Genomic DNA, 12,974 nt, shown 5'->3' with positions numbered 1-12,974 from the left:
TTCCTTTTAATTAAGCATCTGAAGACGATAGATACCTGCGGATATCAACATCATCGATCTGCTCCGACGGCAAAAAGCGACGGGCATACTCCAGATACACGCCACTGGTCAGGAACAGCTCAAAGACTTGGCGGTCAACATGCTCCTGTTCCACCATGCTGTAAAGAATATCGATGGCAACACTGACGGGCTTGGCCTTGTGATAAGGGCGGTCCGATGCGGTGAGGGCTTCAAAGATATCGGCCAGTGCCATGATCCGTTCGGGAATGGACAGCTCGCTACCAGCAAGGCGACGAGGATAGCCATCACCACGCATCGTTTCATGATGGGTCGAAGCATAGCGAGGCACACGCGCCAGATCTTGAGGAAATGGCAATGCCTCCAGCATGCGAATCGTGCTGATAATATGTTCGTTAATCCTGAAGCGATCTTCTGTGGTCAATGTGCCTCGCTCAACGAGCAGATTATACAGCTCGCCGTGGTTGGCTTTGTGTTCAGGAATTTCCATACGAATGCCAAGATGGGAATCGTAATGCACCGCATGATCTCGGGAAATCACATGTTCAGGCTTATCGGCCAGAAGCGGCTCCTCACACGGCAGCGGAGTTTCCTTACCGTGCAGCCGTAGCTCTTCCACCGGTGACAGGCCCAATCGGTCGCTAAAATGACGTGTCCAGGTTACGCTGGCGAGTTGTTGCAAACGCTGTGTTTTTTGTTCATCAAGAAATTCCCCACCAACATTCATACCGGCGACAAAGACAAAGTCATCCTGCAATTGTTTGTGGGCAGCGTCCCTCTCTTTACGATACAGGGCTTGTTGGTCAGGGTTCTGTTGGCACTGTTGCCAATAGCGAATCTCAGCATCACGCCACAGCACCTCAAATCGGGTACGGATTTCATGGATGCGATTGTAGATCATTTCCAGCTTGGTGCCTTTATCAACGATATGTTCCGGGGTGGTAATTTTCCCGCAATCGTGCAGCCAGGCACCAACACGAAATTCACGCCATTGCTCGTCGCTTTCAAAGCTGAAATCGGCAAAAGAAGGCAATCTACTCTGCTCAGCCTGTTCTGCCAGCATAAACGCCAGCTCGGGCACTCGCTTACAATGCCCGCCGGTATAGGGAGATTTATCGTCAATGGCTTGGGCGATCAATTGAATAAACGCATCCATCAACGCTTTTTGTTTAATTTCATAATCACGAATTGAAGCGGCCATAATTTTCATCGACACACCGAGATCGTGAATTTCCTTGATATGACTGTCGGGAATGCGCAATTGGTCATAGCGGCGCAGACGAATTTTCTCATTTTCTTTTGCCAGGTCTTTAATTGGTGACACAATGGGGGAGGCAAAAATCCACGGTGTCGGTAACAGCACCAGCAGCAACACAACCGTGAAAAGAATTGACCATGTGACTCTCTCCAACGCCGGCTGTAGCACAGCATCCACCGGCATAACTATCGCCAGATACTCATCCGCCCGGTGCACCTGAGCAAACGGAGTCACATAAATAAACACCTGTTCACCGTTGATGATAAATTGGTTTAAACGACGTTGTTTGTGGGGGTGCCCGGCCAGAGTCACCAGTTGTTCATAAGGAACAACCCCCTGTCTCTGGCGTGGCTGATCGTCAAACCACTTGGCGGCCAAAGCCTGTTTTTGAGCATCGCTCACAGCAGAAATCGCTTTATTGAGAATCGACAACAAGCCAGCTTTATCGGCAGAAACAGCCAGATGGAGTTCGTGGGGAAAGGCGACCGGATCAAACTGAACCGCGTCATGATATTGCAATTGAGTATAAAAATAGTGCCGGGCGATATGATGAAGAATTTCGCCAAAATCCAATCCGGCATCTGCCTTTTTTCGGCTGACCGCTTCAAGCGCCTCGCGACTGGTGGCGACTTCCTTAACCGTGATGCGCGGAAAATTCGTCTCAATGACATCAATGATCGACCAGCCCCGAGGAATGGCCAGTGTTTTGCCTTCCATCTGGCGGATATGAGTCACCGGCGCATGATCGGGTAAGGTCACCAGGGAGTACGGCAAGGAGAGGTAGGGGTCTGAAAAAAGTCCCAAGTGTTGCGTTTGCTCGGTGCGGAAGAGGGACTGCAACACATCAATCTCCTGGTTACGAAACCGCTCAACCAGTTCCAGCCAGCTAAAACCGTTGACATATTCAAACGATAGACCAGTCAGTTGCGAAATAAGGCTCAAATAATCGACACTGTAGCCATTCGGCTGCCCGGAAACGGCAAAGTCGATCGGCGCCCAGTTGGTTTCATTGGAGACCTTAAGCGTGCCTGAAGCGGCAACAAGAGCCTGCTCGCTTTCCGATAACGCCAAAGGCTCGACGTGGGGCAGTCTTGCGCGGCGATCCGCCCCAAGGTCAGAGGCAATCACCTCGCCACTTTTTTGATACAGGTAGATATCTCCAGCACCATCAATGCGTTGTCCGGCCAGATAGCCGGAGAGTGAACTCAAAGAGATATCAACCGCAACAACCGCCCCACCACCTTTAAGACGCATTGAATAAGTTTGCCCCGGCGCCTGTAGAATCTGAAACAGGTACGGTGCGGTTTTATTGACATGATCCGCCCCGGCTTGAACAAACCAGGGGCGGCTGATGGCGTTATAATCGCTGGGGACACTGCGCCGGGAGCGCAATTGAAACTCCCAGTCGAGATAGGCATAGCTCTTGATTCGCTCGGAACCATCGCGCCGCACTGTAATCACCACCCACCGATCTTCGGGCAACGCGTGGAGTTGCCGACGGACAATAGGGTTGCTGTTAAGGTTGATCAATTCATAGAAGTCATTGTTATCAAACCCCAGATAAATCGAGTAAAACATTGGATTGGCCGCCATAAACTCGGCAAACAAACTGCGCACCTGGGGCCGAATCCATTGATCTTTGACCAGTCCGGGGTAACTGGCCAGCAATCGGGTCGCCTGAGTGGCCTGTCTGTCGATCGCTTTGACAAACTCTCCGGCACCAACGGCCAAACCGTCAAAACGGTTGATCGCTGTTCTGGTTGCCATGCTACGGCTGAAATAATACTGCAAACCCACAGCCAGAGCGGCCGTAAGAACCGTTGCCAACACAAAAATCGTCACAACAGTCAAACGAATGGTGGGACGAAATCGTTTGTGTTTATGCGTCTGTTTCCCCATTACCACCACTCCTTGATCCTTTTAAATCCAGGTATCTCATACCCATTGTTTTATCGGACATTGAGAGTCAGTACAGATTTTGTCTAAAAGACACAATACACCCTTCTAATAACTATAAAATAATAAAAAATAAGAAATATGGCCTCATCCACGATTAATCATCCATTATTCTAGTGACTTACAGATCGACTGCTCATAAAAAAAGAGACAGGCAGGTGCCCGTCTCTTTAAACATTTCCCCGAAAAGCGGTTTAACAACGCCTTTCGAAATTATGGCTCCATGCAGAGGATCAGGGCTCGCTGATCCACACTTCAACCCGGCGATTCTTTTCACGCCCTGCTGAAGTGGCGTTGTCGGCAACAGGCATAGCCTCGCCAAGCCCCATCACAACTTTGGCATTGAGTCCACGGCTCTGTAAAGCTGTGGAAACTTTACGCGTCCGTTTCTCAGACAGCACCTGATTGACATCGTTTTCACCAATATTGTCGGCAAAACCGAACAACATCAACGGACGATAGCGGTTGCGCCCTTGATGCATGAAATCCACCAGACGATCCAAATCGCGTAAAGCGCGATTATCCAGTTCGGTGCTACCACTTTTAAAGCGGTAGGTGACCGAAAGACGCTTTGCGCCCTGAGTTGCAGCCAGATAGTCGGCAGGAGCTGTTTGCGGCAGTGTGAACTCATGTTCCTCAACGGTCAATTTGATAAAGCCAACCTCGTTAACCACCTGTTGGCCTAAATCACTCAGGGCAAACTCGATAAAGTCCCGGGTGTGGTCATTGTTCGGTAACGCTGGTGAATACAGATAGAGACGCCGTGCCAGAGGATAATCTTCCGTGGCCACAGTAAAGGGTGTCGGATACACACCGGCTGCCCCCTGTTCTGAAACCGAAATCGCCTTGGCCGGTTTAATATAAGGCAGGCCGATAAAACCAATCCCTTGTGAATTTTTCGCCACTTGCGCGGTGAGAATACGACTGTCCTCAATACGGGTGGCCTGCTCTGCCAAACTGAGTTTACGCGGTTTGAGGATCATATTTTTAAACGTGTCCCAGGTGCCCGATTTTTCATCGCGGGCAAAGACAGCAACTGGGCCGGTCAAGCCGCTGGCAGGAATCTGGCCCCAGTCGGTGATCTGCCCAGAAAACAGCCCCGCGAGCTGGGCCATACTCAACTCGGAGATGGTGTTGGCGGGATTGACAATGACGGCGATACCATCCATCGCCAATACATGCTCAGACGCAGCCTGGCGCATATCGCCAAACCGTTCGAGCATCACCACTTCTTTATCTTTGATTCGCCGTGATGCCATGCCGATATCACACAGCTCCGCATCAAGGCCTTTAAACGAGGTACTGGAACCATGCGCCTGAATAGCAATCTTCAACAGGTCGACACCATCGATGAGACCAAAGATATCCTGCTCATCGTGCTCGGCGCCGGGTTTCATCCAGATACGATTCGCTCCGAGTTTGCGCAGATATTTTTTTGCCAGTTCTGGTGCTAATTTCGCTCCGATGGTGTTGGAACCATGCAAACCAAGAATGGTGCGCGGTTCCAGGGTCGACACATCCTGAACAGACGCGACCGTGTTCTGCGTGGCTGTTTCCACAGCGACGGCAGATGGCAGTGACGTCGTGATATTCCACCAGTAACCGAAAGCCACACCTATTAACAGAATCGCCGTCACAGCAACCATCATCGGCCAGCGTTTCTGTTTTTGCTCAACAGCCGTCTCAGAAAAAGCCCGTTCAGGTGCTTGCGGCTCAGCGCTCTCTTTACGCTGCTGACTCAAGACACCGGTCATCAACGTATCAAACGCATCTTTCTGCTCTAATACCGCCTGTCGTGTCACCTCCGGTTTAACATCCGGCTCACAAAGAAGCAGCACTTCCCCTTTGGAAAAATAGTAGATCAGCACCCGATGGTCGGCGTAGCGGAAATCGCCGGTCTCCACTTTACCCAGCGAAGCCACCACCCCGCTGCGACTCTGGTTCATCACCTTGCCCAGACGCGTCATATCTTTGTGGGTAAAGTTATGCGGTAATTCGTGGCCCACCACCTCGCCATCACGACTACATAACACCACCCCACTGACACCGGCGGTCTTCAGGAGTCTCTGGACCACATCAGCTGGGGTGCTGTGCCCCTCTGTCTTACTGGTTTGCTCTGCCATAAGAGTTCCGTTTAATGATCCATAAGAGTTTTGCGAACAGCCGCTTCAACAGACTGAGGTTTTTTTTTGCCACTGATACTGACCAGCAAAGCCTTGAGATTGGAGATCAGCAACAGCATATGTCCACCACGACCACTGAACATGCCACTGCGCAGCTCGCCTAATCCGAGAATTCGCCCCAATTCAACCCCGTTATTACGCATCAGATCGCCCTGGGCAGACATGCGCAAACCGGCATTGGTCTCATCTTCATGGGGCTGGCCGTTTTCATCGAACAACACCGCATATTCAACGCCCTGAATCGGCAATAATTTTTTAACCAGCCGATTCACTTTGCGCTCTTGCGGTGCGTCATAAAACAGCGCTTCACGCTGTTTATCCGTCAGCTCATCCAGCCAGCGATGGCCCTCAAGCAGCAGGTGGTTCATCGTCACATCAATCGTCTGACGGGGTGGCTCAAGGCCCATTTGGCAAGAAAAACGTCCCTTGTCACGACCCAACATGATGTACACCGCTTTCAGACCGCGCCAACGACCATACTCAGCATGAACCACATCGCCTTGATGAAAATAGATCGCGCCCTTGTGCTCGCCCTGTTGAATGGAAAGGGCTCCAGAAAATCCATTCTGGTTTTGCATCTGGAGTAAATCCGCCAATCCAACCGTTGGCAATTCACCTGTAAATCCCAATTCTTCAGCAGTATTTCCCGTCATCGCATCCTCCATTCAGTCAAATCGAAGACAATAGTCATCGTGCCCACACTCTCACCACGCCGACTGACTGTTTATGCGCGCCATTTGTTAGATCGGGATAAAAAGTCGAAAGAAGTTTAAAATTGGACGTTAGAACGAGACGGATCAAACCCGGCTAAAAAATACAGACTGTCTATTCAACAAACATTCAAAGGTAAACGTAATCACTTTGCCGAGCAGCATTGAAAATGCTAATCTGTAAAAAATTAGACACCCATTATTTCACCATCAGGACGCTGCAGACGTGAAAATACTCCATATCCTCAGCCAGATTCCCGCTTCGACCGGAAGCGGAATGTATTTACAGGCCATCATGGAGCATGCCCGTCTTCAAGGGCATGACAATTTCCTGCTGGCCGGAGTTCCCAACGATTTTCACTTTGCCGACCACTGCGGACACCTGCCCTGCAACGCTGAACCGGAACTGGTTCGTTTTGGACAGGACACGGACTTTCAGGTGGTCGGCATGAGCGATGTGATGCCTTACCCCAGCGCCCGGTTCTGTGATCTCACTGCAGAGGATCTGGCCCGCTATGAAGCCTGCTTTGACGCGCGACTGCGTTCAGCGATCCAACGCTGGCAACCCGACATCATCCACGCACATCACCTGTGGTTACTCACCTCGCTGGCGCGACAACGCTTCCCGGAGATCCCCATGGTTGCCAGTTGCCACGGTTCCGATCTCCGCCAGTTTCACACCTGCTGCCATTTACAGCCTCAAGTGCTCTACGGCTGTCGTCAGGTTGATGCAATCTGTGCGTTAAATGAAGGGCAAAAAGAACAGATCAGCCAAGAGTATGAAATCGATCAGCAACGGATTCACGTTGTCGGTGCCGGGTTTAACAGCGCTCTGTTCCAAGCCCCGCAAACAGACCAAAAGCCAACCGATCCCACTCAGATCGTCTATGTCGGCAAACTCAGTCGCGCCAAAGGCGTTCCCTGGCTCATCAAAGCCCTGCAACGCCTCAAACAGAAAAGGTGGCATTTTCACCTGATCGGTGACAGTAAAGGGGAGGAGAAAAACGAGATCATCGCCCTGGCCCGGCAACTCGGCAACAGCGTTACCCTGCATGGCAGTCTCAAACCCGATCAACTGGCTGAGATTCTTAAAAAGAGCCACCTGTTTATTCTGCCGTCCTTTTTTGAAGGGGTGCCACTGGTGGTCCTTGAAGCCCTGGCCTGTGGTTGCCGGGTGGTCACGACCAATCTGCCAGGGATCAAAGAGGTTTTTGGTCCACTGACCTGCGATTGGCTGCAACGTGTTGAATTGCCCGAAATGGAAACTATCGACCATCCTCACCCCGATAGCGAAGAGGATTTCATCGAGAGACTGCAGGATAAAATTACAGCTCAACTGACAGCAATCGAAAACAATCCGACCCTCAGTCCACCACAAGTGGTGCAGAACGTGATTCACAATTATGAATGGGAAAGTACCTTCTGCAGAATTGAGAAGGTTTATGAGCAGGTTTTACGTCTGAACCAGTGAAGCCATTAGCGCCGGAGTGTCAGCATGGATCGGCTGAAAGGATTCACGCTTTGCGTGCGGATTCGGGAGCCAGACACACAGCAATGGCGGCCATATCATCGTGGGGTTTAAACCGGGGGAACTGACGACAATGCGGGTCGGCTTTCTCCTGCTGGCGCACCCAGCGCCCGACACCGTCGAGGCCATCTTCTAGATAACGCTCGGCAATGGCCTCAAAATCAGGATCATCACCAGCCGAAGACGGGGGAAACAAGCCATCGCTGAACGCCAGGACATGGCTGAACTCACCATGACGTATCCGACCATGGTGGAGAAAGGATTCCACCCGCTCGTCACCGCACAGCACACCATAATCTTCATTCATCCGCTGGCGTACCCGCTCAATCTGCGGCCGCAAACGACGCAACGCATCATCAACGGTTTCTCCGGGTTCCTGCTGCCACTGAAGTAACGTCTCCGCATCATGGTTATAATACGGCGTCAGCAACCGGTGCTGTCCGTCCCGGTCAATCGCCATAATCAGGCAATCACCGGTCTGCACCCATTCGAGGTCGTCACCGTTCATCCGAAATACGGCAGCACTGGTGCTCCACCGCTGTAACTTATCCGCCACATCAACACCATGTTGCTCCATGGCCGCGCGTAACCGACGGTTGGATCGCCGCGCCAGATTCAGCAGATCATCATCATTGCAGGCAAACTCCGCAGCCGCGACCTGCGCCGCCCACCAGGCCCCGCTTTTTTCATCATAAAGATTTTTGACCAGACTGGAGGCACCATCAAACACCCCGAACAGGTTGTCTTCGATAAGAACCCGATCTTCGTTAAATTGGCCTGAACCTTGGTGCCACAATGTGTCGATGTGTAAATTCACGATGAAACGCCACCCGCAAATAAGAAAAACAGATAACAGCATCATACATAGGCGCTAAAAATTTGTCACATCGATAATTCCGATATTGCGGCTGCAAATATTTGCATTTCCCTATATATATTTTTTTTTGATGCACAGGGGACTTAAAAGGGTTTACAGAAACAGGTGAAACTGTTATCAGCAACTAACAATTCCCCGCGATAAAAGTGACTATGCTGTCAAAACAACCTTTGAAAACATCACAGACATCTCCCCCATCGCTGCAGTGGTGGCTTTTGCTTGCCGTCCTGTTATTGTGGCCAATGTCACTGGGCGCTGCAACGGCTTCGAATCAGTTCACCGAATGGCTGGCTGTTTTGCGACAGGATGCCATCGCTGCAGGGATTTCAGCCACAACGGTTGACAACGCCTTATCCGGCATTCGCCAACCCAAAAAAAAGGTGATTCATCACGATCGCAATCAGCCGGAAAAAAAAGCGACCCTCCAGCGCTACATGGCCGGAAAAATCAATGGCACTCGTATTGAGCATGGTCGAACCATGCTGGAGCGCTACCCCACCTGGCTGACACGGGTTGAACAACGCTACGGCGTGCCGCGCCGCTATCTGATCGCCCTATGGGGAATTGAGACCCATTACGGTGCTTATTCCGGTAACTTTTCGGTTATTCAGGCCCTGGCAACCCTCGCCTATGATTCACGCCGAGGTGATTATTTCCGTAAAGAGCTTTTGAAAGCCTTGCAAATACTTGATGAAGGACATGTTTCTCTGGCACGCATGAAAGGTTCCTGGGCGGGCGCGATGGGACAATGCCAATTTATGCCATCGTCATTTTATCATTACGCTATCGACGGTAATAAGGATGGTCGCATCGATATTTGGGCGACAATTCCTGACATTTTCGCCTCGATGGCCAACTACCTGGAAAAGGCACATTGGCAGACGGGTCAAACCTGGGGACGCCAGGTCACGGTTCCGAAAGATCTTAACCACAACCTGATCGGGCTTAAAACACGATTGCCGCTGGCGCAATGGCGAGAGCATGGTGTTCGGCAACTCAATGATTCGCCCCTGCCATCATCCGAACTTCGCGCCTCGTTGATTGCTCCGGATGGTCTGAATGGCCCCACCTATCTGGTGTATGATAATTTTCGCGCGTTACTGCGCTGGAACCGGTCGCACCGGTTTGCCATTACGGTTGGCACACTGGCCGACAAGCTTGTTGAAAAAAAATAACCCCGGACGTGATCATCACGGAGAAATCCCGACAGAACCAACCTTTTCGGGGCTGCTTCGACGTAGGTGCCAAGCAGCCCCGAGTTCACCTGATCGACTTGACAGAAGTCCCATCCGGGAGCTTTTCAACGAGGCAATCCGAAAAGGCGATTTTCCGTCTTGCTTACAGGCTGTTTTTCAACAGCCCGTTAAAAATGATAGCTCACGCCCAGCCGTAAAGTGACAAGACCCATTGTTTTGTTTTTATCCCCGGCGATGCTGATCTCATCGCCGCAGGTGGTCACTTCGAGATTGGTCGAGATCTTTTCATTGTACTGGTAGCTGGCCCCACCGCCCAACAAGGCACGGAAATGATCGTCCGATGTTTGCTCACCATTCTGCGTGATCTCATAGTCGAGGGCGGCGGCACCGAGGATTCCGTAGACGGACCAACTGTCCCACTCATAGCCGATATGGGTCTTCACGCCATATTGGCTATCGAGTTCCAGCCTGTCGCCGTCGGAAAACGTTTCGTCCTGAGACGTGTCATGGTAAAAAGCTTCACCGGCGACGAACATTCCCTTAAAAATCCTGTGCTTATAACCGGCATAAATCCCGCCGGAAAAATTTGAATCGCCATCAAGCTTATCCGTGTTGCCTCCACTGTCGACCACAACTCCGGAACCGACAGCCGCCGCTCCGACATAGAAACCGTTACCGCTACCACCTGCATACGCCGTACCTGCCGCGAAAACGAGCGCGACAGCCGACAGGACCAGATACGTCATGTTTTTCATCATCAATCTCCTTTTGTTTATCAAGACGAGGTCGGATTGTTCTTAACGCGCCGTCTTTTGCCGACGCGTGTTTTCACGTCACAACGTTACGCCGTAGAGGCCTCTCAAGCTGTGGAATTTGTGTATGAATTTGTCTGGATTTGTAAGGTCACCACCGCGACGGCCGTCGGTTCGGGCCGACAGAGGCTACAAAATCATACAAATGCAGACAAAAGATCTACGGACTGCGCCGTGCCCTTTCGTGTTATGAACAAACCTGCGGCGTCTTTACATCGGGAAAACATTGCGGCTTGTCGAGCGACAGGAGTTTCATTATCATTGACGCACAGACCATCGGCGCCGCCGAGGCCGTGCTGAACCCCCAACAGACGAAATCAAACCACATGACCATGCGAAAACATCTTTTCCTGGTTGAAGATGACCAGAGGCTTGGGGACCTGATCACCTCTTATTTGACCCAGCAGGGATTCAGCGTCACCATTGAACGCCGGGGCGATAGCGCTCCGGCGCGAATTCTCGACGAGCAGCCGGACCTGGTCGTCCTGGATCTGCTGTTGCCCGGCCTGGACGGATTGACCATCTGCCAACAGGTTCGCACCGGATACGGCGGCCCTATTCTGATGTTGACGGCCCTTGAAGATGATATGGATCAGGTTGCCGGATTGGAAATGGGGGCCGACGACTATGTCAAGAAACCGGTACAGCCCCGGGTCCTGCTGGCGCGCATCCGCGCCTTGCTGCGCCGCGTGGAGAAAACCGCCGCTGAGACAGACACCGCCTCGGTGCCCATCAATGAACTGGTCTTCGGCGGATTGCGGATCAATCACACCGCGCAAAGCGTGCTGCTGAATCAGCAGCCGGTCATCCTCACCACCAACGAATTCAATCTGCTTTGGCTGCTGGCACGCCATGCCGGACAAATTCTGGATCGCGCCACCATTTACCGCGAACTGAGAGGAATTGATTACGACGGGCTGGACAGGTCGGTGGATCTGACGATTTCGCACCTGCGCAAGAAACTTGAAGATGACGCGGACCGGCCCCAGCGCATCAAAACAGTCTGGGGGCAAGGCTACCTGTTTGCCCTGCAGGCTTGAGGCGTGCCGATGAAGCGAATTTTTCTCTCTTTTTTCCTGTTTATCATGATCAGCATGGTCGGATTGCAGTACATGCAGCCACTGTTGATCGGCAAACCGCTGCAAGACTATTACCACGAAGAGTACATCGCCTATTGGCGGGATCTGACCCGGGGAACCTTTCAGCTCTTGTTGAACGAGCTCCAGCCACTCACGCCCGCTGAGCAGAAGCGCCGGATAGAACAGCTGCAAAACCACTTCGGTTACCCGCTCGCCCTGACCGATTCAGGGCATCTGCACGTGACGACGGCGGAGCGGCAACAGTTGACAAAACACCTCATTGTCGTCAAAGACAACGGTGAGATGTTTTACCGGCTCATCCCGAAAACCGACACGGTGATCGCCATGGGTCCGGTCAAGGATTTTGCCCCGTCGGTGCAGATCGATCTTTTGTCCTGGGCGGTCATCACCCTGCTTTTCGGCCTGATGGCGTTACTCTGGGCACGGCCGTTCTGGTCAAAGCTGAACGCCATCTGCAACGCAGCCCAGGCCTTCGGCCAGGGCGATTTCAGTGCCAGGGCGCAACTGCCGCAACGTTCGGCTCTGGCCCCCCTGGCCAACACCTTTAACGACATGGCCGGCCGGATACAACAGCTGATCAGCTCCCATAAGGAGCTGACCCGGGCGGTTTCCCATGAGTTGCGCACCCCCATCGCCCGTATTCGCTTTGCTCTGGAAATGGCGCACGCTCCGGCAAATAAAACCGATCAACGCATGTTTCTCAACGAAATCAACCGGGATGTTGATGAATTAGACGAACTGGTGTCGGAACTTCTGACCCATGCCCGCTTTGATCGGGAAGCTCCGGGGCTCCGTCGGGAAGAGCAGCTCATGGCCCCCTGGCTGATGCAGACCGTGACGGAGGTAAAACCCGCGTTGGCCAAGGTAACGGTCATCTGCCTGATTGCCGATGACGCTCAGAAGATGCGGGCACGCATCGCACCGCGTGACATGGCCCGGGCAGTAAGCAATTTGATTCTCAATGCCGGAAAGTATGCCGAAAAGCAAATCGTCGTCACTCTCGAGACGCAGGAAGACCGCTGCCTGATCCATATTGATGATGACGGTCCCGGCATTCCCGTCGCCGACCGTGAACGCATCTTCGAGCCGTTCGTCCGTCTGGATTCCAGCCGCAGTAAAGAGACCGGCGGTCACGGCCTGGGCCTGGCCATCGTCAAGCAAGTCATCACCCTGCACGGCGGAAGTGTACAGGTGGAAGCCTCGCCGCTTGGTGGCGCCCGTTTTACACTCCTCTGGTGATAGGCTCTTGAGCCGTCGACAGGTGTTATCATTGCTGACCCTTCTTTGAAACAACAGCAAAAACCATTCTATTTTTAATTGTTTTTATGCATTTTTT

Annotated in this window: 9 protein-coding genes; 4 read left to right on the top strand and 5 right to left on the bottom strand. The window is 52.2% G+C overall.

Annotated features, from left to right (window positions below):
• Positions 1-10: 10 nt before the first annotated feature.
• From DACE_RS09945 to DACE_RS17350, 3 genes are all read right to left on the bottom strand, one after another.
• Positions 11-3,175 (bottom strand): HD domain-containing phosphohydrolase, encoded by a 3,165-nt coding sequence (locus tag DACE_RS09945; RefSeq protein WP_006000860.1) that lies wholly within the window; start codon positions 3,173-3,175, stop codon positions 11-13.
• Positions 3,176-3,465: 290 nt separating this feature from the next.
• On the bottom strand, positions 3,466-5,355 hold the full coding sequence (locus DACE_RS09940; protein ID WP_006000858.1) for a substrate-binding domain-containing protein: 1,890 nt from the start codon (positions 5,353-5,355) through the stop codon (positions 3,466-3,468).
• 11 nt (positions 5,356-5,366) lie between these two features.
• Complete coding sequence (locus tag DACE_RS17350) at positions 5,367-6,068, bottom strand: DUF4388 domain-containing protein (protein WP_006000856.1); 702 nt, start codon at positions 6,066-6,068, stop codon at positions 5,367-5,369.
• A gap of 283 nt (positions 6,069-6,351) precedes the next feature.
• Between DACE_RS17350 and DACE_RS09930 the strand changes: the two genes are divergently transcribed.
• Entirely contained in the window at positions 6,352-7,596 is a 1,245-nt protein-coding gene (locus DACE_RS09930; protein ID WP_006000854.1) for a glycosyltransferase family 4 protein, read from the top strand.
• Between the two features lie 43 nt (positions 7,597-7,639).
• Here the strand turns inward: DACE_RS09930 and DACE_RS09925 are convergent, their stop codons facing one another.
• Positions 7,640-8,470: a protein phosphatase 2C domain-containing protein gene (locus DACE_RS09925; RefSeq protein WP_006000852.1), complete on the bottom strand. Its 831-nt coding sequence runs from the start codon at positions 8,468-8,470 to the stop codon at positions 7,640-7,642.
• Between the two features lie 212 nt (positions 8,471-8,682).
• On the opposite strand from DACE_RS09925, the gene DACE_RS09920 reads away from it, so the two are divergent.
• Positions 8,683-9,705: a lytic murein transglycosylase gene (locus tag DACE_RS09920; RefSeq protein ID WP_006000850.1), complete on the top strand. Its 1,023-nt coding sequence runs from the start codon at positions 8,683-8,685 to the stop codon at positions 9,703-9,705.
• 188 nt (positions 9,706-9,893) lie between these two features.
• On the opposite strand, the gene DACE_RS09915 is transcribed toward DACE_RS09920, so the two are convergent.
• The gene (locus tag DACE_RS09915; RefSeq protein ID WP_006000848.1) at positions 9,894-10,484 is read right to left on the bottom strand and encodes an outer membrane beta-barrel protein; all 591 of its coding nucleotides are present in this window, start codon (positions 10,482-10,484) and stop codon (positions 9,894-9,896) included.
• A 380-nt stretch (positions 10,485-10,864) separates the two neighbouring features.
• Here DACE_RS09915 and DACE_RS09910 point away from each other — a divergent pair, with 380 nt between their 5' ends.
• Positions 10,865-11,578: a winged helix-turn-helix domain-containing protein gene (locus tag DACE_RS09910; RefSeq protein WP_040366925.1), complete on the top strand. Its 714-nt coding sequence runs from the start codon at positions 10,865-10,867 to the stop codon at positions 11,576-11,578.
• Between the two features lie 9 nt (positions 11,579-11,587).
• Positions 11,588-12,877 (top strand): ATP-binding protein, encoded by a 1,290-nt coding sequence (locus DACE_RS09905; RefSeq protein ID WP_006000843.1) that lies wholly within the window; start codon positions 11,588-11,590, stop codon positions 12,875-12,877.
• Positions 12,878-12,974 lie beyond the last annotated feature (97 nt).

Source organism: Desulfuromonas acetoxidans DSM 684, assembly GCF_000167355.1.
Lineage (GTDB): Bacteria > Desulfobacterota > Desulfuromonadia > Desulfuromonadales > Desulfuromonadaceae > Desulfuromonas > Desulfuromonas acetoxidans.
Note: the sequence above shows the minus strand (reverse complement) of the source record. Positions and strands in the feature narration are given on the sequence as shown.